Raw genomic sequence first — 24874 nt, forward strand, 5'->3', positions numbered from 1 at the left:
CAGTGATCGCCTTATAGAACTACCAACCAAAAACAGTCAACACCATTCCGTCAAAAAAATTATATAAATTTGTAAGTTGTTGAATTAATGAGCTAATTTCCAACGCGCCTGAGCGAGCGGAAAAATGTGCCCTTTGATGAAGCGTTAACCATACGGTTCTGCCTCCTTATCAGGGCCAAACGCCCGCTGCCGCAAATGTGCCTTATAGAAAGGGCAGAAAGATCGGGTTTTCCGCGTTGCCCTGACGGTGAGGTCGCCTCCCCCGGGCCTTCTATTTGACTTGCTCCCCGGAAGGGGGCACATCATGCGATCTGTGACATGACGGACGGGACTGCTGGACGGATTGGATGATTGTAGATCCACAATTGAAGCGATCGCTTGGAGATACGCCGCCCATCCTGGCAGATGGACGACGGGCGCCAGATCGCCGGGAAATTTCCATTCGCTGGTTGACCGGAACCTTCCTGACCGGTCTGACCAGCAGCATCCTGATGGGCGTCGCCCTGTTCGCAGCGCTCGACGGCCGCCAGAAACTTGCCATCCCCGCCGAGGCCTATGCAAAGACGGCGCCCGCGGTACGCACCGAAACGACCAAACAGGGTGGCCGTCTTATTCCCGCAACAATTGCGCCCCGGGCGACCGACCGGAAAATTCTGGAAATTGCCACGCTTGTAAAGGAAGGCGATCAGGAAGTGGTCCGCCGGCAACCTTTCGCGCTGGTGAAGATGTCACTCGCCTCCGCCCACCCCACGCAGGAGACCTATCCCGCCTTCGATCCGCTTGCAGTGATGTCTTCCGATGAAAAGGAACCCGAGGTCCCGCGCGCCGGCGTGATCTATGGTTCTGACGTGGAATCGGAAGTCAGCCTCAAAAGCGAGGATTTTCCGCTCGGCAAATCGCGCTATGGCTTCGCGGAGCCCATGAGTCGGGAAGAAATCGAAGAAAACGTGCGCACCAACGGTTCCGTTCTGACCGACGGCGATACCCAGGTGGCAGCGCTCTATTATGTGGATCCGCAGCGGTTCGCGGCAGAAGGAGATGATGTCGATCTCGGGACCGGCATTACCGCGCAGGTCATCGAGCAGAACATGTCCACTGCGGAGCCGGAATCGGTCACCCCGCAAAGTCCGGAATTTGCAGACGATATCATCCCCATCCATCGCGATACCGCCATCGCTGACGCCATGATCGAAGCGGGCTATCCAGGAGATCAGGCCAAGATCGTGTCGCAGGCCTTCGCGGATCTTCGCAGTTCCGCAGAGGTGGAAGATGGAGATGTGATCCGTATCGGTCTGCTGCAGAAGGGCGAGAAGGCCACCATCATCCGCGCGAGCCTCTATCGGGATGGCGGGCATCTGGCCACCGTCGCCGTCGATGACCGGCAACACCTGGCAGAAGCGGCCGAACCGCCGATGCTGGACGCCGTGCGGACTGCCTTCGATGGCGACGCCGTGGCAACGGTGGCAGACGATAATTTGCCCCGGGTCTATGACGGTATCTACAGGGCTGCGCTATCCTACGGCATGGGCCAGTCCATGACGTCCAAGGTCATCAAGCTGCTGGCAAGCTCGGTCGATTTCCAGGCACGCCTGCGCACGACCGATGCCCTGCAGGCCTTCTTCTCGGTGAACCGCGAGACCGGGAAGGCTGACGCCAATTCGGAACTCCTCTATCTGCATGCCAAGTTCGGCGACACGGATGCCAGACTCTACCGCTTTCAGGATCCTTCGGACGACAGCATCGACTATTACAACGAGGAAGGGAAAAGTCTGAAGCAGTTCCTGTTGAGGAAACCGGTTCCAAACGGGATCTTCAAATCGCCCTTCGGCATGCGGCGGCACCCCATCCTGGGCTACATGAAGATGCATACGGGTGTGGATTGGGCTGCGCCCTCCGGAACACCCATCATTGCTGCCGGCGATGGCATCGTGGAAAAGGCCGGCTGGGATTCGGGCGGCTATGGCAACCAGACATTGATACGACATGCCAACGGCTATGTGTCCTCCTATAACCACCAGAGCGCGATCGCAAAGGGGGTCAAGAAGGGCGCCAAAGTTCATCAGGGACAGATCATCGGCTGGGTCGGAACGACAGGGGAATCCACGGGTCCTCACCTCCATTACGAAATGATCGTCAATGGAACAAAGGTCGACCCCCTCAAGATCCGGCTACCGGGCGGCAAATCGCTGGAAGGACCGGCTCTTGCAAAGTTCCAGGAAGAGCGCAAGCGCATCGACACGCTGATCGCCAAGGGTGGAAAGCAGGAACAACTGGCGAGCAACGCCGAATAGGCCTTGCCATAAGCGCGGCAAGACAGAAAAGCCCCGGATCGCTCCGGGGCTTTTGCTTTCATCCTGTTCCGTCAGGCGGCTTCCGCAACCGAGCCGTTCGAAATGGTGAACAACAGTCGGTCGCTTCCGGCACGAACCTTCACGGTCGATCCATCCGGCACATCGCCAGCAAGGATCTTCTCCGCCAGAGGATCCTGTACGAACTTCTGGATCACCCGTTTCAGCGGCCGGGCGCCGTAGACCGGATCATAACCGCGATCGGACAGCCAGGTGCGGGCCGTTTCGTCCAGGGCAATGACAATCTTGCGTTCAGCCAGCAAGGAAACGAGCCGCTTCAGCTGGATGTCGACAATGGCCCCCATTTCGCTCCGACGCAGCCGGTGGAACAGCAGGATTTCATCGACGCGGTTCAGGAATTCCGGCCTGAAAGCCGCCTTCACCACACCCATGACCTGTTCGCGAGCCACTTCGCTGTCATCGTTCTCCCCGAGAGCCGTGAGATATTCGGCCCCCAGGTTGGACGTCATGATGATCAGCGTATTCTTGAAGTCGACGGTCCGGCCCTGACCATCCGTCAGGCGGCCGTCGTCCAGCACCTGCAAGAGCACGTTGAACACATCGGGATGCGCCTTCTCGATCTCGTCGAACAGGACAACCTGATAGGGACGGCGACGGACAGCCTCGGTCAGCGACCCGCCTTCCTCATAGCCGACATAGCCGGGAGGCGCGCCGATCAGCCGGGCCACGGAGTGTTTTTCCATGTATTCCGACATGTCCATGCGCACCATGGCCGTTTCGTCGTCGAACAGGAACCGGGCGAGCGCCTTGGTCAGTTCCGTCTTGCCGACACCGGTCGGGCCGAGGAAGATGAACGAGCCGATCGGCTTGTTCGGATCCTGAAGACCGGCCCGTGACCGGCGGATGGCACGGGAAACGGCCTGTACCGCGTCCCCCTGCCCCACGACAGACTTTGCAAGCTCGTCTTCCATCCGCAGAAGCTTGTCCCGTTCGCCTTCCAGCATCTTGTCCACGGGAATGCCCGTCCAGCGGGACACGACATGGGCGATGGCATCGGGCGTCACCACCTCCTGCACCATGCCGGCCTGTCCCTGGCCATCCTGGGCTTCTGCGGCGGCAAGCTGCCGCTCCAGATCAGGAATGACACCATAGGCAAGCTCGCCAGCCTTCTGGAACTCGCCCTTGCGCTGCGCAATGGCAAGATCGTTACGGGCTTCATCCAGTCGACCCTTCAGGTCGGCCGCAAGACCGAGCTTCTGCTTTTCTGCCTGCCAGCGCGCCGTCAGGGCATCCGCCTGCTCTTCCAGACCAGTCAATTCGCTCTCGAGCCGTTGCAGCCGGTCGAGGGAACCCTGATCGCTTTCCTTTTTCAAAGCCTCGCGCTCGATCTTCAGCTGGATGATGCGGCGGTCGAGCTCATCGAGCTCTTCCGGCTTGGAATCCACCTGCATGCGCAGCCGGGACGCGGCTTCGTCCATAAGGTCAATCGCCTTGTCCGGCAGGAAGCGGTCGGTGATGTAGCGATTGGACAGGGTCGCGGCCGCCACAAGAGCGCTGTCGGAGATGCGAACTTTGTGGTGCTGTTCGTATTTCTCCTTCAGTCCGCGCAGGATGGAGATCGTATCCTCGACCGTGGGTTCTTCGACCATGACGGGCTGGAAGCGACGGGCAAGGGCGGGATCCTTCTCGACATGCTTGCGATACTCATCAAGCGTCGTTGCGCCGACGCAGTGCAGCTCACCACGGGCCAGTGCCGGCTTCAGCAGGTTCGAAGCATCCATGGCCCCGTCGGATTTGCCGGCGCCGACCAGCGTGTGCATCTCGTCGATGAAGAGGATCACATCGCCGTTTTCCGACTGTACTTCCGACAGAACGGCCTTCAAGCGCTCTTCGAATTCGCCACGATATTTGGCGCCCGCGATCAGGGCCCCCATGTCGAGCGCCATCAGACGCTTGTCTTTCAACGATTCCGGCACGTCGCCATTGACGATGCGCAGGGCGAGGCCTTCGGCAATCGCCGTCTTGCCGACACCCGGTTCGCCGATCAGCACGGGATTGTTCTTCGTACGCCGGGAGAGAACCTGGATCGTACGGCGAATTTCGTCATCGCGCCCGATCACCGGATCGAGCTTGCCTTCACGGGCCTCTGCGGTCAGATCCCGCGCGTATTTCTTCAATGCATCGAAGCCCTGTTCGGCATTGGCACCATCGGCCGTGCGGCCCTTGCGGATATCGTTGATGACCTGATTGAGCGCAGCCGCAGTTATACCCGCCTTTTTCAAGGTGGAGGATGTGGACGACGTGCTTTCGATGGCCAGCGCCAAAAGCAGGCGTTCCACGGTGACAAAGCTGTCACCCGCCTTTTTCGCCGCGTCTTCTGCGGTGGAGAACACTTTGGCAAGGGGCTGGGACAGATAGATCTGGCCGTTTCCGCCGCTCACCTTGGGCAGTTTCGCGAGCGCCGCATCATTGCCGATGCGCGCTTCCCGGGCGCGGCCGCCTGCCCGCTCGATCAGCGAGGACGCCATGCCCTGATCGTCATCCAGCAGCACCTTCAGCACATGCTCCGGGCTGAACTGCTGGTGACCCTCCGAAAGGGCCCAGGTCTGGGCGGATTGCAAAAAGCCGCGCACGCGCTCGGAATATTTCTCGATGTTCATACTCATTACCTCCTAGGATCATCCCGCCCGTATCGGCACGCGGATGATGGTTCCGGATCGACCCCCATTCCGGCGGATCGTCGAACGTCAGATTGCAGAACAATCTCCCGTTCTTGTATGACCGAGGTCAAGGTCCGGTTCGGACCGCGCCTCCTTCGATGATTCATATGGGAATTGATTTGTGGCTTTGAAGGGCGGCGCGAAAGCGCAACGACCGTTTTTTTTGCAAGGGGAACATCTGCCCTTAGGCTACAAAAAAACCCGGCTCTGTGTGGCCGGGTTTTCCATTCGAAAGCAGGGAAATCCTATTCGGAATCCGCAAGCACCGGTTCGGAGGCCTTTGGCTCCCCGTCGCCACCCTCTGCTGCTGCGGCCCGCGGCTGACGACGCGGACGGGGGGCTGCATTGCGGCGACGCGGTGCCCGCTCCCCACCGGTCGCACCGGCTTCCGCTTCGGCCACGGCCACCTCTGCCGGCACGCCTTCGATCACCGGCTGCGGGGTGGTATCGTCGATCACAGGCGCTGCGGCCTGCACGGGCTGAGGGCGCTCTGCCCGTTCCTGACGGTCGCCACGGTCCTGCCGTTCCTGACGATCAGGGCGATCCTGACGTTCCGGACGCTCGCGCCGGTCACGGCGATGTTCCCGGTCCTGATTGTTCTGGCGGGGCTGGGCCTGCTGCTGGACCAAAGGCTGTTCGTCCTGCTCGCCGGCGTCCGACGCATCGCCGGTCTCGAGACCGTCCTGATCGCCGTCTTCGTCCCGATCGCCGAAGTCGCCACGATCATCGCGCTGGAAGCGCTCCTGCATCTGGGCCTGGGCGGCTGCGATGATGCGATTGTAATGTTCCGCATGCTGCAGATAGTTTTCAGCCATCACGCGGTCGCCGGCACTCTGGGCGTCGCGGGCAAGCGCTGCATATTTTTCCGCAATATGCTGGGCAGTACCACGGATCTTCACGTCCGGACCGGAGCTGTCGAAAGTGCGGGTCAGCGGGTTGGAGCCTTTGCGGTTGAAATTGTTGTTACCGCCATTGCCGTTATTGCCACGCCCGCGACCGCGCTTGTTCTGCTGTCCTGGCCTCATCGAATGCTCACCTGTATTCTCGTTGTGATAACCAGCCCTTCCTTGCGGCCAACCCGCTTCGGTCAAGGCATTCAATTCGCCCGCATCCGCAACCTGGCGGAAACCGGGATCTTCCTTCGCCCCTTCCTCCGAGCAAAATTGCATCGGCAGGCAAGCGGGCGTTTCAGGCCGGACGCAAATTGTCCAGCGCAGACTGTCATGAGTGGCAAGCCCGCCCCACCGGCTCCCGTTCCGCAAAACGGATCAAGAGCCATAAGGCTTTGGAAGTGGCTTGCGCCCACCACGCTGCCTGAAGGTCAAGATTACTGAGTTCACGTCCCGGCGATTTCTGCCTCTCGCGGTCTCACGTCGGAAACCATCCCCTCGGCTGATCTGAAACTGGACGAACACCTCGTCCACCCCCGTCTGCCCGGTACGTGGCCGGAAACTATCGCGCTTCGCAGGGAAATCCAAGCACTTTCTCAGCCCCGCTGAAAAATATTACCAATTCGTCACATCAGGCCTTTGTCCGGCTCCAGGCTCGGTCACGGGCGTTCCGCTTGCCCACCGGAAGACCAGAACACGATCCTGCCCCCCCAGATCCTGCGCCGCCTCAAGCAGCTGAAAGCCTTTCTGCACAAAGAGAACGGAGACGCTGTCTTTCTGGTCGTAACCGATTTCCAGGGCAACCACGCCACCGGGCCCGAGCAGGGAACCGGCCTGTTCCGCAAGACTGCGATAGGCGTCCAGCCCGTCCCTGCCGCCATCGAGAGCGAGCAGCGGGTCGAAAAGGCGAACCTCCGGTGCCAGGCCGCGCACCACATCGGTGGCGATATAGGGCGGGTTCGAGACAATCAGGTCGAATGTGCCTTGGACGTCTCTGCCCCAATCGCTCCGGACGGCGGAAAAGCGGCTCTCAAGCCCCAGTTTTCTAGCATTGGCCAGGGCGGTCACGAGAGCGTCTTCTGAAAGGTCTACGCCCACTCCACTGGCATCGGGGCACGCGGAGAGTAACGCAAGGGCGATCGCTCCGGTTCCCGTCCCAAAATCGACGAAGCGTGAGCCTGCCTTCCTTTGAAGATAGGGCAGCGCCCTTTCCACGAGAATTTCCGTATCCGGCCGGGGTTCGAGCGTCTCGCGGGAGAGGGCAAGGTCCAGCCCGAAAAATTCCCTACGGCCAAGGATTCGGTGAACTGGCTCATGCCGGAGCCGTCTGGCGACGGCCGATTCCACCCGTTCGATTTCCTCGACGGAAAGCGGGCGGTCGGGGGAGACGATCAGATCGGTCGTCGACAGGCCGAGGATACCGGACACCAGAAGACGAGCATCCTGGCCTGCGTCCTCCAGCCCTGCCGCCGCGAACCGGCGCTTGGTCCCCGCCAGCAGGTCGCCAAGCCTTGTCACGGCTGTTCGCCGAGCTGGGCGAGCTGCCCGGCCTGATAATCGGCCAGAAGCGCATCGACGATCTCGTCGATTTCGCCCATCATCATGCGATCCAGCTTGTAGAGCGTAAGATTGATCCGATGATCGGTAACCCGGCCCTGCGGAAAGTTGTATGTGCGGATGCGTTCCGAGCGGTCACCGGACCCGACCTGGCTCTTGCGGTCGGCCGAGCGTTCGTTTTCTGCCCGCTGCCGTTCGATGTCGTATAGTCTGGAACGCAGGACCTGCATGGCTTTGGCACGGTTCTGATGCTGCGATTTTTCCGAGCTTGTCACGACAAGGCCTGTCGGCAAGTGCGTGATACGCACGGCAGAGTCGGTCGTATTCACATGCTGGCCGCCCGCACCCGAGGACCGCATCGTGTCGATGCGGATGTCTTCCGGGCGAATTTCGATATCGATCTCTTCGGCTTCGGGAAGTACGGCAACCGTGGCCGCTGACGTATGGATGCGCCCGCTCGCTTCGGTTTCCGGCACCCGCTGGACGCGATGCACGCCGGACTCGAATTTCAGTCGCGAAAACACGCCCCTGCCCGTGATCGTGGCGATGATCTCCTTATATCCCCCGGCTTCGCCTTCCGATGCGGAGAGCACCTCGACCCGCCAGTTATTGGCGCTGGCAAAGCGTTCGTACATCCGGAACAGGTCGCCGGCGAAAAGGGCTGCTTCCGATCCTCCGGTCCCTGCGCGAATTTCGACGATCGCGCTCTTTTCATCCGCTGCATCCTTGGGCAGCAGCAGGATCTGTATGTCCTTTTCCAGCCCCTCGAGCGTTTGAGCAAGCTCCGGCAGTTCGAGCTGCGCCATCTCCCGCATTTCCCGGTCCGTATCGCGATCGGAGAGCAGGATTTCCAGGCCAGCCTTTTCCTCGAGTGCCTTTTCATACTGCCGGATTTTGCCGACGACGGGTTGCAGTTCGGAATATTCGGAAGCGAGCTTGACATAGACATCCGCTGCCGGCCCGGCAGACATGCGCGCCTCGATCTCCCCGAAGCGGCGTTCCAGCTCGCGCATTTTCTCTACAGGCAGTTTTGCCAAGGCTTTGAACTCCAGAAATGGGATGATGACCGCAAATCAGAGCGGAATGTTGTTTTCCTCGGCGAAGCGCTGCAGCACTTCACGCATAGGCACCTTGGGCTTCACCTCGTTGAGGGCGGCTTCCATCACATTGGCAAGCTTGCCCACGTCCAGCCCCAGCAACATGGCCTTCACGGGGCCGATGGCGGCCGGGGACATGGAGACCGACCGGAAGCCCAGGCCGAACAGGGCCATGGAGGACAGCGGGCGTCCTGCCATTTCCCCGCACAGCGTTACCGGCGTCTGGTTGCGCTCGCTCGCCCGGACGATATCCCTGAGAATGCGCAGGAATGGGCGTCCGAGAATGTCGAAGCGATCGGAAACGCGGGCATTGCCGCGGTCGACCGCCATGGAGAACTGGAAAAGATCGTTCGATCCAACGGAGACGAAATCCACCTCCTGCATCAGTTCGTCCAGCTGCCACATCAGCGCGGGAACTTCCAGCATGGCGCCGAACTGAAGCCGCTTCGGCAGCGAATGGCCGAATTTGGAAAGATGTTGGACTTCCTTCTGGAAGAGATCCCTTACCTTCCGGATTTCCGACACTTCCGTTACCATCGGAATCATCATCTTGAGGTCCGCATCCGCGGAAGCCTTGAGAAGAGCCCGCAGCTGCGTGCGCAGGAGGCCCGGCCGGTCGAGCGAAAGGCGGATCGCCCGCCAGCCGAGCGCCGGATTTTCTTCCTCTTGCGAACGGAAATAGGACACGACCTTGTCGCCGCCGATGTCGAGCGTGCGGAAGGTAACCGGCCGCCCCGCCGCCTGGCGGATGACATTCCGGTAGAATTCCTCCTGTTCCTCGAGCTTGGGCAGCGTCGAGGCGATCATGAACTGCAGTTCGGTGCGGAAGAGCCCGACCCCTTCTGCCCCGCTCTCGATCAGCTGGGGAAGATCGACGAGCAGGCCCGCATTCATCAGCAAGCTGATGCGCTGACCGTCGCGGGTGACCGGCTCCACGTCGCGCAGCGCGCGGAACTGCTCCTGACGACGGGCGCGGAAGCGCACCTTTTCTTCATAGCTCTTCTGCAGGTCGGCAAGCGGCCGGATATGAACCTTGCCGTCATCGCCATCGATGATGACGGCATCGCCGTTTTCCGCCAGCGCCACGGCGCCCGTGGCCTGGCCGACGACAGGAATGCCCATGGCGCGCGCAACGATCACGATGTGGCTGGTAATCGCCCCTTCCTCAAGGACGAGACCACGAATGTTCGTGCGGGGATAATCGAGCAGTTCGGCAGCGCCCATGGCCCGGGCGACGATGATGGAATCATGCGGCAGAGAGGCGCCCGCAGCCTTCGACCCATAATCGGTCAGCTGACGCAGGAGACGGTTGGCCAGATCGTCGAGATCGTGCATCCGCTCGCGCAAATAGGGGTCGGTCAGGCGCATCATCCGCGCCCGCGTGTCGCTCTGCACCTTCTCGACCGCCGCTTCCGCCGTCAGGCCGTTGCGGATCGCCTCTTCCAGGCGCCGTACCCAGCCTCGGTCATGGGCAAACATGCGATAGGTTTCGAGGACCTCCCGGTGCTCGCCTTCCATCGACACTTCGCGGCGTGACAACATGTCATCGATGGATATGCGCAAGGAACTCATTGCATCGGCAAGCCGCGAGATTTCCTTGTCCGTATCCTCGTTGAGAAGATTGGTGACCACGATGCGCGGCTCGTGAAGAACCACGTGTCCGAGACCGATCCCGTCATTATACCCGTCCCCGTCGATGGTGACGGGACGCGTCAGATCGAGCTCGAGGCCCGGTTTCGTGATTTTCTTCAGCTCGCCGGTGGCGACCATTTCGGCCAGCACCATGGCGGTGGTCTCGAGCGCCTCGACCTCGTCCTCGCGATAGTTCCGCATCGCCTTGTTCTGGACGACGAGAACGCCGAGCGAACGGCCGGCGCGCAGGATCGGCACCCCCAGGAAGGAATGAAATTCCTCTTCGCCTGTCTCCGGCAGGTAGCGATAGGCAGGATGCGACTGGGCATCGGAAAGGTTGAGCGGCTGGGCGGAAGCCGCGATGGTGCCGACAAGGCCCTGGCCCATCTGAAGCTGGGCCAGATGCACGGCGCCCTTGTTCAGACCTTCGGTCGCGTAGAGCTCAAGCACGCCATCTGCGCGAAGCACATAGACCGAGCACACCTCGGCGACCATGTTCTGGGCGATCTGGCGTACGATGCGGTCGAGGCGCTCCTGTGGCTCCAACGGTTCCGCCATCAACTCGCGCAACCGCTTGAGCAGAACGCGCGGACCCGCAGACAGGTCTCTCATCGCGTAGGCTCCTAAGATCTGAGTTCCCCACCCGGCCGCCGACTGGCAGCCGGATCATCCGACCGGAAATCCGGCCGGCAAATCAACTCTTATCGAGACCGTAGCAGGAATGCAAAGTCCTGACCGCGAGTTCTGCATAAGGCCCGTCGATCAGGATAGAGATCTTGATTTCAGACGTGGTGATAGCCTTGATGTTGATGCCCTTCTCGGCCAACGCCCGGAAGGCGGAAGCGGCAACGCCGGCATGGCTGCGCATGCCGATACCGATCACCGAAACCTTCACCAGACCGGATTCGCTCTGCGCGACGTCATAGCCGATCTTGTCCTTGTTATCGGCGAGAACCTTCTTGGCCTTCTCCAGATCGCCGGAGGGAACCGTAAAGGTCATGTCCGTGCGCGAACCATCTTCCGAGATGTTCTGCACGATCATGTCGACATTGATATGCGACTCGGCCAGCGGGCCGAAAATCGCGGCGGAAACGCCGGGGCGGTCCGCAAGGCGCCGGAGCGAAATCTGGGCTTCATCCTTGGCATAGGCAATGCCGGTTACGACTTCCTGTTCCACGATCTCTTCCTCGTCGCAAATCAACGTACCGGGCGGATTGACGGGATCACCCATGCCCGGTGCATCGGGATCCTCGAAGCTTGAACGCACAAAGGTGCGCACCTTGTGAACCATGGCAAGCTCGACCGAGCGTACCTGCAGGACCTTTGCGCCGAGCGATGCCATTTCGAGCATTTCCTCGAACGCGATCTTCTTGAGGCGTCGCGCCTTGGGCTCGATCCGCGGGTCCGTGGTGTAGACACCGTCCACGTCCGTGTAGATGTCGCAGCGATCCGCCTTCACGGCAGCGGCAATCGCCACGGCCGACGTATCGGACCCACCGCGGCCGAGCGTTGCGACCCGGTTGTCCGGTCCCAGACCCTGGAAACCCGCGACAACGGCCACCTGGCCCTCGCCCATGCGCCGGATGATCTCGCCACCTTCGATATCGAGAATACGCGCGGCGCCATGGGCGTTGTCCGTGCGGATCGGGATCTGCCAGCCCTGCCAGGAGCGGGCATTGATTCCCATGGACTGAAGCGCGATCGCCAGCAGGCCCGCCGTGACCAGTTCTCCCGAAGCGACGATGGCATCATATTCGCGCGCATCGAAGAAAGGCGTATCGGCCCCGGTCACCTTCGGCATGTTCTGCACCCAGTCGACCAGTTCGTTGGTCTTGCCGGACATCGCAGAAACCACCACGGCGACTTCGTGCCCCGCATCCACTTCCCGTTTGACGTGACGGGCTACATTGTGGATGCGTTCCAGATTGGCCACCGAAGTGCCGCCGAATTTCATCACGATGCGTGCCATAGGCATATTCCACAGGAAGGGCGCCTCCGGGCGAGGCGCGCGGCCAAACAAACGGCACCCCGAAAGGGTGCCGCACTTCGAAGATCCGCGCACTTCGGAAAGGGCACGGAAGTTGCGCGGTCTCTTATCGAAAACGGGGATTAGGCGCAATGGAAAAGGCAGGACCGCAGCACGAAGAAGCGGCTTTCGAAGCCCTGCCCGACAGCCGGCAGGTCACGGATCCGACGAGGTGATCGCATCCAGGCGAAGAAGAAGCTTGCGGTCAAACTTGTCGCCCTGTTCAAACATCCAGGCAATCGCCTGTTTTCCGCTCCAGGCATTCTTGTAAGGGCGAATACTCGTTAGGGCATCATAGACGTCGCAAATTGTGGATATCCGCACATAGGGTGACAGGGCATCGCCCCGGAGCCGATGCGGATAGCCGCTCCCGTCCAGGAACTCGTGGTGGTACCGGCAGATATCGAGAACCAGTTCCGGCATGTCGGGATAGGTCAGGAGACGCTGATATCCGAGTTCGGGATGGTTGCGGATAATCTGGCGCTCGACATCCGTGAGGCTGCCGCGCTTGTTCAGGATCACGGAAGGAATGAGAAGCTTCCCGCAATCGTGCAGGATACCCGCTATCCCGAGGAGGTTGATTGTCGCCTCATCGTAATCCATGGCCTGACCGACCGATGTCATCAAAGCGCCCACGGCGATCGAATGAACGAATGTTCCCTCGTCCTTGGTCTTCAGACGGGTCATCTCCAGCAGCACGGCCGGCCCCTCCGCCATGCGGGCCTTCAGCTCCCTGGATACGGGGGTCAGGTCTTCGAGGCTTTTCGTCTCACCGGAAACAAGACTGGCAAACTCGGCCTTGACCGTGGTGGTCGCCCGGCTCAGCGTCTCTGCCGCCCGCCGGAATTTCACCTCGTCGGCTTCCCGCATGCGGTCCGACGAGGGCTTGGAAATGGCAGCGCCCGATGCAGCACCGCGGGACGTATTCACGAAAACAAATTCCGCCGGGGCTGCGGCTATGGCTTCGATATCGTCCTCATCGTCGAGAATGAAACGCCGTTTGCTAAAATCTGAAACCGAACATTCGACGGCTTCGATATACATGCCCTTGCGCAACTGATTTTTGGGTATTCGAACAACAGTCATTGTGCTCACAAAAATAAAGAAATTGCCCAATCGCAACCATAGCCCGGAGTGTGTAAAAAATTAGTAATTCTCGATGGACAAATTCAAACGAAAGCAACCGGGGGCGCGCCGAAGACGCATGAGCGGTCCAGGATTGGTCTGCTGCTGAATTTGATGAATGAGCCTTCAGGCGGCTGGGCAGAGCTATAAGGGCGGCGTCCACGCCACGGCTGACAGCACCTCCGGCCAGCGGCAATCGGCCGTCCTGGAGCCAGGGACCGGGCCATCCAGCACCGACGTTGCCCGCCCCGGCTTATTCACTCCGCCAACAGTCTGAGCTGCCGAATATCGGTCGATGCAAGACGGATTCCCTCCTGCAAGGACCTGGCCCGTCTCTGATATCGTTGTTCCGATGGCAGGCGGTCCTGCCCTGCATCACGCACCATGGCGATGAACTGTGCGACACGCTCGGCGAACTGATCATTGCCGCCCCGCCGGGGATCGATGAAAATCAGGAGCTGGCCCGTCTTCGGCGCGTCGGCGCCGGGATATCCGGCAAAATCCACCTCGGCGGCAAACTGTCCTCCCGTAAGGGCGGAGGCGAGTATCTCCACCATGAACGACAGCGCGGCGCCCTTGTGTCCACCGAACGGGAGGATGCCGCCACGTTCGTTAATGGCGGCCGGATCGTCGCTGAGTCGCCCTTCTCCATCGACGCCTGTCCCCATCGGCACCTTGCGCCCTGCCCCCGCCGCAATCCTGAGATCCCCGTGAGACATGTTGCTCGTTGCAAAATCGAAGATGACAGGATCGGCTCCCGAAACCGGCGTTGCAAAGGCGATGGGATTTGTGCCGAGCACGCGTTTTCGTCCGCCGGGCGGAACCACGACTTTCGCGCCGGTGACTACGCTGAGCCCCACAATGCCGTCCCGCGCAAAATCCTCGAGTTCCGGCCAGAGCGCGCTGAAATGATGGGAATTGCGGATCGCCACCACAGCGATGCCGGTTGTCGCGATCATGCTGCCGATTCTTGGCCGAAACAGCTCGAAAGCCGGTTGCGCAAAGCCGTTTCGGGCATCGATGCGCAGGAAGGAGGGGCCCACCTCTTCGGCGGAGGGTTCCGCCTTGCCGTCTGCCCATCCGGTTTCGAGATTGCGGACATAGCCGGGGATGCGAAAAATGCCGTGGCTATGGCAGCCGTCCCGCTCGCAGGCGGCACAATTATCGGCAAGAATGGCGGCCACGGTTTCGCTTGCGCCATGCTTCAGGAAGATGCGTTTCAGCAGTGCACGCAGGTCGTCGAACGAAAGTGTCACCGTATCCTGCGCATTCTGCATGATTGTGCTTCTCCTCAAGCCACGGCCTGGGCGCCCGTAATTTCGACCAGCGAACCGCAGATGAATTGTGCTTCATCCGATGCCAGGAAGGCAACCAGGGCCGCGACTTCTTCCGGCTTGCCGATACGGCCAAAGGGGACGAGCCTGTCCAGATCGGCGATGGTCCGGCCCGAGCGCGTCACGCCTGCTTCCAGCATGGGTGTATGAATTTCGCCGGGGCAAACGGCGTTGACGCGGATCTTGTCGGGTGCATAGTCGCGCGCAAGGTTTTGGGTGAAGGCGGCAACGGCCGCCTTGGTCGTGTTGTAGGCAATGTGGTTCGGGGCGGGATAAAGACCCCATTGCGAGGCCGTGTTGACGATGGCGCCGCCCCCGGCAGCAATCATCTTCGGCAAGGCTGCCCGGCACAGATGGAACATCGACGTCAGGTTGACGGCAAAGCTCAGGTCCCAGTCCTCGTCCGTGAGCGAGAGCAGGTTGCCGCGCCGGTTGATCCCGGCATTGTTGACGAGAACGTCGAGCCGGCCTTTCAGCCCGGCGCTCTTCTCGATCAGCGTGACACAGTCCGCCTTCCGGGAGATATCGGCAATGATGGCTTCGGCAGCAAACCCGTCCGAGCGGATCGCGGAAACGGTTTGCTCCGCCAAGGCCTCATTCGCATCGGTGACCACGACAAGCGCGCCCTCGGACGCCAGGCGCTTCGCAATCGCCGAACCGATGCCACCACCGGCCCCGGTCACGACCGCCACTTTTCCCTCGAAACGTTGCATTGATATTCTCCCTTATCGAATGTAGCTGCCGCCATTCACGTCCAGCGTCGCGCCGTTCAGCGAGGCCTGCGAGGGACGGAAACAGAAGGCGACAAGATCGGCCACATGATCCGGCTCGGCCATTTCGCCAATCGGGATATCGGCGACCGCCGCCTGCTTGCCGTTCTTCGTCACGAAGTCATCGGCCATGTCGGTGCGCACCCAGCCGGGTGCAATGGCGATTGCCGTGACGCCGTCGGGACCGAAGGAACGGGCGATGGATTTTGTCAGGCTGATCAGCGCCGCCTTGTTCGCCCCATAGGGCATGGCATCCGCCGCATAGCCACGCTGGCCGGCACGGCTTGCCATGTTGACGATCCGCCCGCCGCCATTTGCCCTGAAGTGGCGGATCGCTTCCTTGGACAGGTCGGCCGCAGCGAAGAAATTGATGCGGAAGTCCCGTTGCCAGACCGCATGCCATTCGTCAGGGTCCGCCTCAACGGAAACGCGGCTGAGAATGCCGGCATTGTTGACGAGCCCGGTGATCCGGCCTGCGGCGGCAAGCGCCGTCTCCCAGAGTTCGAACGCACCGTTCTCGGCGGAAAGATCGGCCGAAACGATCAAGCCCTTGCCGCCGATCTCGGCATTCAGGCTCTCGGCACCTGTCTTGTCACGTCCGTAATGGATGACCGGACGTGCGCCTTCTGCGGCAATCGCCTTGACAATGGCGCGGCCGATGCCGCCCGAAGCGCCGGTGACGAGAATGGTCTGGCCTGCGAGAGACTGGCTCATGCTCTTACCCTTTCGCGAGATCGCCGACCTGCGGACCCCATGTATCGGAGAGCGCGAAACCCTCGCGGAACGGATCGTCCTTCTCCATTCGCAACTGCTCCCGGCCATAGACATAGCCGCGGCCGCTGATGCGCGGGAAGACGGCGGGCTTGCCGCCCACCTCGGTCACGCCGAGCGCCTCGGCCACGAACTCGCCGCCGATGATGGAGCGGGACACACGCCGGTCTCCGGCCTTGACCTCGCCGCGCGCAAGAAGCGTGGCGAGATTGGCGGAGCTGCCCGTTCCGCAGGGCGAGCGGTCGACACGGCCGGGTTTCAGCGTCGTGCAGGTGCGGATCGCCCCATCCGGCTCTCTGTCGCGGAACATTACATAGGCAATCTCGTCGATCCCTTCGAGAACGGGATGTCTGACTCTGACCTGTTCGGCGAGCAGCGCCTTCAGCTCGATGCCCGCCTCGGCAAGGGCGCGGGCATTTGCGGGGACAATCGAAAGCCCGATCTGCCCAACATCGACAAGCGCGTAATAAACGCCCCCGAAGGCGATATCGAGCCGGATGCGGCCCCATTTCGGCGTATCGATCTCGCAGTCCAGCGCTTCGGCAAAGCTTGCGACATTGTCGAGGCTGACGGCGATGCAACGGCCATCCTTGACCTGCGCACGGGCCGTCACCAGACCGGCGGGCGTATCGAGGCGAACGAGGGTTTCCGGTTCCACCGCTTTCACGCGCCCGCTTTCGATCAGCGCGGTGACGACACAGATGCAATTGCTGCCGGACATGGGATGGGCACGATCCGGCTGCAGCACGATGAAGCCCGCATCCGCATCCGGCCGGGTGGGAGCGGTCAGGAGATTGACCGACATCGCCACATGGGCGCGTGGCTCGAAGGTCACGAAACGGCGCAGGCTGTCGTCGACCGTATTGATGTGGTTCATCTTGTCGAGCATGGTCGCGCCGGGGATCTCGGGCGCGCCGCCGATGATGACCTTGCCGATCTCGCCCTGGCAGTGGACGAGCAGGATGTCGAGAGCGTTGTCAAACTGCATCACGCCTCTCCCTTGATGTACCAGCCCCAAGGCTCGTCGCTTCTGAACCGGGTGATCTGCTTGGTCTCGAGATAGTTCTCGAAGCCCCAGCGCCCAAGCTCGAGGCCGATGCCGGACTGCTTGTAGCCGCCCCAGGGTGCTTCGGTGAAGGTGGGCTGCGAGCAGTTGATCCAGACGATCCCGGCGCGGAAGGCGGAGGCCACGCGCTCGGCGCGCGCCTCGTCCTTCGACATCACGGCGGCAGCGAGGCCGAAGCGGCTGTCATTCGCTAGCCGGATCGCCTCCTCCTCCGTCTCGAAGGGGCGGATGCAGACGACGGGTCCGAAGATTTCCTCGCGCCAGGCATCGCTTTCGAGCGGAAGGTCGGTGAGGATGGTCGGCTCGAGGTAATAGCCCTTGTCGAACCCGTCGGGGCGCTTGCCGCCGCAGGCAAGGGTCGCGCCCTCGGCCTTCGCCTTTTCGATGGCGGCGATCACGTTCGCATGCTGGCGCGCCGAGACGAGCGGGCCGAGAAGCACGCCCTCGTCAAGCCCGTTGCCGATGGTGATCTTCTTCGTCTCCTCGATCAGACGCGCGAGCAGCTTCTCGTAGATGCCCTGCTGCACCAGCACGCGGGAGGTGGCGGAGCAGACCTGGCCCTGGTTCCAGAAGATGCCGAACATGATCCATTCGACGGCCTCGTCGATATCGGCATCATCGAAGACGACGAAGGGCGACTTGCCGCCGAGTTCGAGGCTGACACGCTTGATGTCGCGGGCAGCGGCGGCCATGAGCTTCGAGCCCGTCGGCACGGAGCCGGTAAAGGCGAGCTTGTCGACCAGCGGGTGATCGACAAGGGCCTGACCGGCGACGGCGCCGTATCCGGTCACCACATTGAGCACGCCCTTCGGCAGGCCGGCTTCGTGCGCGATGGATGCGAGTTCGAGTGCGGTGAGCGACGTGTTTTCCGCCGGCTTCAGCACCATGGTGCAGCCGGCGGCAAGCGCCGGGGCCACCTTCCATGCCGCCATCAGCAAGGGATAGTTCCAGGGAATGATCGCACCGACAACGCCGAGCGGCTCCTTTACGGCCTTCGCGGTGAAGCGGGCATCGCCGAGCGGAATGGTTTCGACCGAATGGGCATCGAACGCTTCGGCCAGTCCTGCATAGAAGTCGAAGCAGCCGGCAGCGTCGGCAATATCCCAATCGGCTTCCGGGAATGGCTTGCCATTGTCCAGAACTTCGATGCGTGCGATCTCCGCCTGACGGGCACGGATGCCGGCCGCAATGGCGCGAAGATATTTTGCGCGTTCGGCGCCGGACAGCTTCGGCCAGCCATCCTGATCGAAGGCGCGCCGCGCCGCCTTGACGGCGAGATCCACATCTTCACCCGTCGCGGCGCTGAAGCGATGGAAGACCTCTTCCGTCGCCGGATTGATGGCATCGATCCATTCATGGCTGCGCGAGGCGGTCCACTGGCCGTCGATGTAAAGCATGTCGTGCATGGCAGTCTCCAAGTCTCACAACCGGTCGGCGCGGTAGGGCGTCATATCGACCGGCGGCGTGATGCCGGAAATGAGGTCGCCCATCAGCCGGGCATTGGTGGCGGCATAGGTGAGGCCGAGATGGCCGTGGCCGAGGGCATAATAGAGGCCTTTGTGTTTCGCGGACGCGCTCATGACAGGAACCGTATCCGGGAAGGCCGGGCGATGGCCCATCCATTCGGTGAAGTCCTTCACCTGCAGGCCGGGCAGTGCTTCCTTCGCGCGCTTCACGGTGATTTTCGAGCGGCGATAATCGGGCGCAGCCTCGATCCCGGCCATTTCCACCGTACCACCGACGCGGATACCGCCCGCCGTTGGCGTGACCATGAAGGCCTTGGCCGGCCAGATGATCGAATGGCGCATGGAAATGCCGGGATCCATGATCTGGGTGTGATAGCCGCGCTCCGTTTCCAGTGGCATCGGCTCACCGAGCACGCTCGCCATGCGCGCCGAGAAGACACCGGCCGCAAGCACGGTCTTGTCTGAGGCGATGGTGCGGCCGTCGCGCAAGCGAATGGCGGTGACGCCCGCCTCGCCCGTCTCAAAACCCGCGACCTCGCCTGTCACGATGGTGCCGCCGAGTGCCTGGAATTTCTCCGCAAGGGAGACGACGAGCTTGTAGGGGTCGGAGATCGAGCGATTGTCCGGAAAGAGCACGGCCTTGGCGATGCCAGTCGTCAGCGCCGGCTCGAGATCGCGGATGGCGTTCGCGCCGAGGATTTCGTGGCGGAAGCCGAAGCGTTCGAGGATTTCGACATGGTCGCGGTCCGCCTTGAACTCCGCCTCGTCGGCATAGAGGCTGAGGCAGCCTTCCGCACTCAGCATGTGCGCAAGGCCCGTCTCTTTCAGCAGCGCGCCAAGATCCTCATGTACCCGGTGGCAAAGCACGGCGCCCTGTTCCTCCAGCTTGCGCAGCTTGGAGGGCCGGCTCGCATCGAGGAAGCGCAGGAACCAGGGAACGAGCTTCGGCATGTAGGAGGGCCGGACACGGACCGGCCCTTCCGGATCGAGCATCCAGCCCGGCATCTGCTTCCAGATCGCCGGACGGGAGGCGGGCATGAATTCGGTGACCGCAATCGATGCCATGTTGCCATAGCTGGCGCCCTTGCCCGGCCCGTCCCGTTCGATGAGGGTAACGGAATGGCCCCGCTTTTGCAGGTCATAGGCCATCGTCGTGCCGATGACGCCTGCGCCGATGATGGCAATCGTGGCCATGCCCGTATCTCCTCCCGGTTCAGATTACCACTTCAGGATCGGTTCCATGGCAGCGCGGAACTCTGCCTTTTCGTCGTCGGTGAGGGGCCCGAGCGGTGCGCGGCATTCGCCGACCGGCATGCCCTGCAGCTCGCAGCCATACTTGATCTTCTGGACAAACTTGCCGCTCTCCAGGATGTTCATCGCGCGGTAGAGCACCTTCATCATGTCGCGGGCCTTGCCGAGATCGCCGGACTTGTAGGTACGGTCGAGATCGCAGACAGCCTTGCCCATGCAGTTGGACGGGCCGCAAATCCAGCTTTCGGCACCCCAGAACATGAAGTCGAGCGCGATGTCGTCGGAACCGGAGACGAGCTGGATCTTGCCCTCGTAGCGGCTGGCAATGTCGATCGCGCGCTGCAGAACGCCCGAGCTTTCCTTGATGCCGATGACGCGCGGATTGTCGGCGAAATGGTCCATCAGCTCGAAGGAAATGTCCGAGCCATCCTTGGCCGGATAGCTGTAGAGCACGAGGTTGACGTCGACGGCGCCGAGCACGGCTTCATAATGCCGGATCAGTTCTTGCTGGGTCGGGCGCGTGTAGAAGGGGGGCGCGAGAAGAACGGTGTCATAGCCGATCTCCTTGGCCATGGCGGTCTGCTCGATGACTTCGCGGGTGGCCGGCGCATTGGTGCCGGCGATCAGGAGCTCGCCGGGCCTGGCGAAATCCTTAACGAACTGCAGCACCTCGCGGCGCTCTTCGGTCGACTGAGAGAAGTATTCGCCGGTCGAGCCGTTCGGCACCCAGCCGGTGACGCCCGCTTCGCGCAGATGCACGAGCAGTTTTTCGAAGGCCTTGAAGTCAATCTGGCCAGCGGCATCGAACGGGGTAACGAGAGCGGGCATGACGCCGGAGAGTTTCATGGGACGGGCTCCTTGCAGGAATGGATCAGATGGCGAGCTTGGCAAGAATGCGGCTCTCGATGAGGGAAACGGCCCGCGTCAGCGGGAAGGCGATCACGAAGTAGATGAGTGCGACGACCGTCAGAACCTCGACAGGCCGCGCGGTATTGTTCGAGATATTCTGACCGACGAACATCAGGTCCGCCATGCCGACGGCGGAAACCAGCGCGCTTTCCTTGAAGAGGCTGACGCAGTTGGAAAGCAGTGTCGGAATCGCGCGCAGCACCGCCTGCGGCAGGATGACATTCACCACCTGCACCCGCTTCGGCAGGCCCAGCGCGACGCAGGCATCCAGCTGTTCGCGACCGATGGATTTCAGCGAGGCGCGGAAGGTCTCGGACGTGATCGCGCCCATGTAAAGCGTCAGCGCGATGATGCCCGAGGCGAGGTTCGAAAGCTCCGTGCCGAGAATCAGCGGCAGACAGAAGAAGATCCAGAACAGCTGGATCAGCACCGGGGTTCCGCGGAAGAATTCGACGTAGATGCCCGAAACGGTGCGCAGGATCAGGCTGTTCGACGAACGGGCAAGCCCGACAAGGAAGCCGAGCGAGCAGCCGAGCACGATGCAGATGAGCGTCAACTTCAGCGTTGTCCAGAGGCCGAGAGCGAGCGCGGTCTGGAACTTGGCGAGCACATGGAAATCGAGAGACATGGCCCGCTCCTCAGCTCATCAGGATCTGGCGGCGGCGTTCAAGCCAACCGACGATTTGCGAAATCGAGAAGGAGACGGCGAAGTAGATCAGCGCCGCGATGGTGAAGGTTTCGATGGGGCGATAGGTTTCGGTCGCGAGCGACTTCGCCTGATACATCAGGTCCTGTACGGCGACGATCGCCACGAGTGCCGTCTGCTGGAAGATGCCGATGCCATTGGTGAGCAGCACCGGAATGGAGGCGCGGATGGCGGATGGCAACACGATGTAGAGCACGCGTTGCAACGGCGAGAGGCCCAGCGCAATACCCGCATCGATCTGTTCGCGGGGTACTGCCTGGATGGCGGCGCGATAGGCTTCCGCATTGAAGGCCATGAGGTTCAGGCCCAGCGCCATGATGCCCATGGTGACCGAGCCGAGAAACACGTTGAACAGCATGGGCACGCAATAGAAGAACCAGACGATCTGGACGATGGCCGGCGTGCAGCGGAAGAACTCGACGAAGAGCATGGCCGGCAAGCGCAGGACGGCGACGCGGCTCATCAGCAGCAGCGCCAGCGGAAAGCCGAGAACGATGCCGATAAGGTTGGCGGCAACCGTCAGCTCGACTGTCACCAGGAGCCCCTGCATCAGAGGTCCAAGCGAGACGGCATTGAAATCGAACGTGTAGTTCATGACGGTCTGCCTTCAGTGCTTGATGTGGAAGACGCGGTCGATGAATTCCTTCGTGCGCTCCTCGCGCGGTGCGCCGAGTACCTGTTCCGGTGGCCCATCCTCCACCACCACGCCGCCCGCGCAGAAGATCACGCGGGACGCGATGTTCTTCGCGAACCACATGTCATGCGTCACGATCATCATCGGCATGTTCTGGCCGGCCAGCTGCAGGATGACCTGCTCGACTTCCGCAACAAGTTCCGGATCGAGGGCGGAGGTGACCTCATCGAAAAGCATCAGCTTCGGATCGAGCATCAGCGCGCGCGCAATCGCCACGCGCTGTTTCTGTCCTCCGGAAAGCTGTGCGGGATAGGCGGTCGCCTTGGCACCGAGGCCGAAACGCTCGAGCAGCGCCTTGCCACGCTCCATGGCGGAAGCCTTCTTCTCGCCGCGCACCTTGCAGGGGGCCAGAATGAGGTTTTCAAGCACGCTCAGATGCGGAAACAGGGTATAATGCTGAAAGACCATGCCGATCTGGCGGCGGACATCCGTATCGATCAGCGTTTTCCTGCCCGGCCCTTCGGACGAGATATAGGGCTTTCCGCCAAAGGTGATCGCGCCGCTGTCGATCTGCTCCAGACCCATCATCACCCGGAGCAGCGTGCTCTTGCCGCCGCCGCTCGGCCCGATGACGACCACCCGCTCGCCGGGCTTCATTTCGATATCCAGGCCCTGAAGGACCTTGATGGTCGATACATAGCTCTTGTGGAGCGACTGGATTTTCACAAGCGGTGCAGTCTCGGTCGACATGGCAATCCCCGGCAATCGATGGCGGATGAGGGCCGGCCGGAAGACCGGCCCCGTTGCGCTTGGGAGGTTTACTGGGCGCCCTTGAGGACTTCGTCGACAGCCTTGTGGATCAGCTCGTCCACATGGCCGGTCGCAACCTTTTCCTCCAGGAAGATGTCGACGACGGCCTTGTCGGCGGCTGAAAGAGACAGGGGAAGGCCAAAGGCAACGCCCTGCTTGGCGAGCGCCGGCGTCGGGTTCATCGCAACGGCCCAATCCGGGTTGGACTGGAGGAAGAGCTGGTTGGTGTCGGACGCATCGACGAGGATATCGGCGCGCTTGGAGACGACCGCGAGGCGGGTCTCGTCATTGCCGGGCAGGCGCAGGATCTGCGCATTCTTGACCGCGGCCGAGATGGCCTTGTCCTGCGCCGTGCCGGACATGACGGCAAGCGTGACATCCGGCTTGTCAATGTCGGCGATGGTCGAGGCACCCGCCGGGATCTTCGGGTTCTCCTTGTTGTAGGCGAGCGAGATCTGGTACTCCATCGCCGCGATCGAGAACTGCACGGCCATGGCGCGGACCGGGGTGCGGTTCAGCGCCAGCGACATGTCCCACTTGCCTGCCTGGAGTCCGGCGACGATGTTGTCCCAGGTCGTGTCGACGAATTCCGGCTTTACCTTCAGCGTATCGGCGAATTCGCGGCAGAGATCGGCAAAGAAGCCGGAATATTCGCCGGATGCCGGATCGCGCATGATGTAGGGCGGCGCGACCGCTGCGCCGCAACGCAGAACCCCTGCTTTCTGCACACCCTGCCAGTAACCTTCACCCTCGGCAGCATGTGCCGTGGACATGGAGCCGGCCGCGACGAGCGCGACGACCGGGAGCGCCTTCAGCGCGGACATCAAGAATTTCGAGAACATGCCATTTCCTCCGTTGGGCGAGCGCCAGTGCACCCGTGCGTTCCACTCGTCGGCTGCAACCGATCTTGTCAAATTATGTCGGCTCAGTGTCGACTGACGAATTTATGTCGCCAACATGTCGACAATGTCAAGACGGAAAAAGAACTTGTCGACTTGCTGTTTTTGAGGCCCTATGGTGCGCCGAATACGCAATCGAGGTTTGGGAATTGGAAGAGCTGGAGCAGAAAAGAGCCCGTGGCACGGGCTGGAAGAGCGTCTACGACACGCTGCGCAGCGAAATTCTGGCCCTGACCCTGCCACCCGGCCAACTGCTTGATGAAACGACGCTCGCCGAGCGATTCGACATGTCGCGCTCACCCGTCCGGGAGGCACTGATCCGTCTGGCCGGGGAGGAACTGGTGGTCACGCTCGCCAACCGCTCCACCATCGTCGCCCCCATAGAGGTTGCGACATTCCCGAAATATGTCGAGGCGCTCGACATTGCCCAGCGCATGAACACGCGCCTTGCGGCGGCACTGCGTACGGATGCAGACCTGAAGATCATCGCCCGGCGGCAGAAGGAATTCGAGGCGGCGGTCAAGACGGGCAATCACCTTGCCATGTCAGAGGCCAACAAGCGCTTCCACATGGCCATCGCCCATGCCGGCAAGAACAGCTATCTGGCCAATTTCTACGAGCGCCTTCTCGGTCAGGGCCAGCGCATGCTGCATCTCCATTTCGAATATCTGGAGCGTACGCATGAAGGCTATCTGCTCACGGACGAGCACAACCTCATGCTGGAGGCAATTCGCGACAAGGATGTCGAGCGCGCCGACGAACTCGCCCATGCCCACACCCGCCAGTTCCAGGACAACTTCATCAACTTCATGCGCGAGAACTACACGACCGACGTCTCGCTCGTGCCGCTGAGCGCGGCCGAATAACACCGCAAGCCCGAGAAATCGTGCATTCCCGTTCCC

General features: G+C 61.6%; 20 protein-coding genes. 2 read left to right on the plus strand and 18 right to left on the minus strand.

The window, feature by feature from the left end:
- Positions 1-347 precede the first annotated feature (347 nt).
- On the plus strand, positions 348-2291 hold the full coding sequence (locus ACT54B_RS13820) for a M23 family metallopeptidase (RefSeq protein WP_476045623.1): 1944 nt from the start codon (positions 348-350) through the stop codon (positions 2289-2291).
- A gap of 71 nt (positions 2292-2362) precedes the next feature.
- Here ACT54B_RS13820 and clpB read toward each other — a convergent pair whose 3' ends face one another.
- From clpB to ACT54B_RS13910, 18 genes are all read right to left on the minus strand, one after another.
- Positions 2363-4969 carry an ATP-dependent chaperone ClpB gene (clpB, locus tag ACT54B_RS13825; protein ID WP_476045624.1) on the minus strand — a complete coding sequence of 869 codons (2607 nt, stop codon included), beginning with the start codon at positions 4967-4969 and terminating at the stop codon, positions 2363-2365.
- 305 nt (positions 4970-5274) lie between these two features.
- A complete protein-coding gene (locus ACT54B_RS13830; protein WP_476045626.1) occupies positions 5275-6054 on the minus strand; it encodes a DUF4167 domain-containing protein in 780 nt (259 codons plus the stop codon).
- Between the two features lie 480 nt (positions 6055-6534).
- Positions 6535-7437 carry a peptide chain release factor N(5)-glutamine methyltransferase gene (gene prmC / locus ACT54B_RS13835; protein WP_476045628.1) on the minus strand — a complete coding sequence of 301 codons (903 nt, stop codon included), beginning with the start codon at positions 7435-7437 and terminating at the stop codon, positions 6535-6537.
- Positions 7434-8513 (minus strand): peptide chain release factor 1, encoded by a 1080-nt coding sequence (gene prfA / locus ACT54B_RS13840; protein WP_476045629.1) that lies wholly within the window; start codon positions 8511-8513, stop codon positions 7434-7436. Before prfA ends, prmC begins: the two co-directional genes overlap by 4 nt.
- Before the next feature lie 36 nt (positions 8514-8549).
- Entirely contained in the window at positions 8550-10817 is a 2268-nt protein-coding gene (gene ptsP / locus ACT54B_RS13845) for a phosphoenolpyruvate--protein phosphotransferase (RefSeq protein ID WP_476045631.1), read from the minus strand.
- A gap of 82 nt (positions 10818-10899) precedes the next feature.
- Positions 10900-12174: an aspartate kinase gene (locus ACT54B_RS13850; protein WP_476045633.1), complete on the minus strand. Its 1275-nt coding sequence runs from the start codon at positions 12172-12174 to the stop codon at positions 10900-10902.
- Between the two features lie 213 nt (positions 12175-12387).
- Complete coding sequence (locus tag ACT54B_RS13855; protein WP_476045634.1) at positions 12388-13317, minus strand: HD domain-containing phosphohydrolase; 930 nt, start codon at positions 13315-13317, stop codon at positions 12388-12390.
- Positions 13318-13613: 296 nt separating this feature from the next.
- Positions 13614-14633, minus strand: a complete 1020-nt coding sequence (locus ACT54B_RS13860; protein ID WP_476045636.1) for an Ldh family oxidoreductase — start codon at positions 14631-14633, stop codon at positions 13614-13616.
- Positions 14634-14647: 14 nt separating this feature from the next.
- The gene (locus tag ACT54B_RS13865; protein ID WP_476045638.1) at positions 14648-15403 is read right to left on the minus strand and encodes an SDR family NAD(P)-dependent oxidoreductase; all 756 of its coding nucleotides are present in this window, start codon (positions 15401-15403) and stop codon (positions 14648-14650) included.
- A 12-nt stretch (positions 15404-15415) separates the two neighbouring features.
- A complete protein-coding gene (locus tag ACT54B_RS13870; protein ID WP_476045639.1) occupies positions 15416-16174 on the minus strand; it encodes an SDR family NAD(P)-dependent oxidoreductase in 759 nt (252 codons plus the stop codon).
- A gap of 4 nt (positions 16175-16178) precedes the next feature.
- Complete coding sequence (locus ACT54B_RS13875; RefSeq protein WP_476045640.1) at positions 16179-17219, minus strand: proline racemase family protein; 1041 nt, start codon at positions 17217-17219, stop codon at positions 16179-16181.
- Entirely contained in the window at positions 17219-18703 is a 1485-nt protein-coding gene (locus tag ACT54B_RS13880; RefSeq protein WP_476045642.1) for an aldehyde dehydrogenase family protein, read from the minus strand. The genes ACT54B_RS13875 and ACT54B_RS13880 overlap by 1 nt, the downstream gene beginning before the upstream one ends.
- 15 nt (positions 18704-18718) lie before the next feature.
- The gene (locus tag ACT54B_RS13885) at positions 18719-19957 is read right to left on the minus strand and encodes an NAD(P)/FAD-dependent oxidoreductase (RefSeq protein WP_476045644.1); all 1239 of its coding nucleotides are present in this window, start codon (positions 19955-19957) and stop codon (positions 18719-18721) included.
- Positions 19958-19981: 24 nt separating this feature from the next.
- Positions 19982-20860 carry a dihydrodipicolinate synthase family protein gene (locus ACT54B_RS13890; protein WP_476045645.1) on the minus strand — a complete coding sequence of 293 codons (879 nt, stop codon included), beginning with the start codon at positions 20858-20860 and terminating at the stop codon, positions 19982-19984.
- A 25-nt stretch (positions 20861-20885) separates the two neighbouring features.
- Positions 20886-21551 (minus strand): amino acid ABC transporter permease, encoded by a 666-nt coding sequence (locus ACT54B_RS13895; RefSeq protein ID WP_476045647.1) that lies wholly within the window; start codon positions 21549-21551, stop codon positions 20886-20888.
- A gap of 10 nt (positions 21552-21561) precedes the next feature.
- Positions 21562-22224: an amino acid ABC transporter permease gene (locus tag ACT54B_RS13900; protein ID WP_476045648.1), complete on the minus strand. Its 663-nt coding sequence runs from the start codon at positions 22222-22224 to the stop codon at positions 21562-21564.
- A gap of 12 nt (positions 22225-22236) precedes the next feature.
- A complete protein-coding gene (locus ACT54B_RS13905) occupies positions 22237-23013 on the minus strand; it encodes an amino acid ABC transporter ATP-binding protein (protein WP_476045650.1) in 777 nt (258 codons plus the stop codon).
- Positions 23014-23081: 68 nt separating this feature from the next.
- The gene (locus ACT54B_RS13910) at positions 23082-23915 is read right to left on the minus strand and encodes a transporter substrate-binding domain-containing protein (RefSeq protein WP_476045652.1); all 834 of its coding nucleotides are present in this window, start codon (positions 23913-23915) and stop codon (positions 23082-23084) included.
- A 206-nt stretch (positions 23916-24121) separates the two neighbouring features.
- On the opposite strand from ACT54B_RS13910, the gene ACT54B_RS13915 reads away from it, so the two are divergent.
- Positions 24122-24838 (plus strand): GntR family transcriptional regulator, encoded by a 717-nt coding sequence (locus tag ACT54B_RS13915; protein WP_476045653.1) that lies wholly within the window; start codon positions 24122-24124, stop codon positions 24836-24838.
- The last annotated feature ends 36 nt before the right edge of the window (positions 24839-24874 follow it).

The sequence above is a fragment of the Gellertiella sp. DMC107 genome (assembly GCF_056313605.1).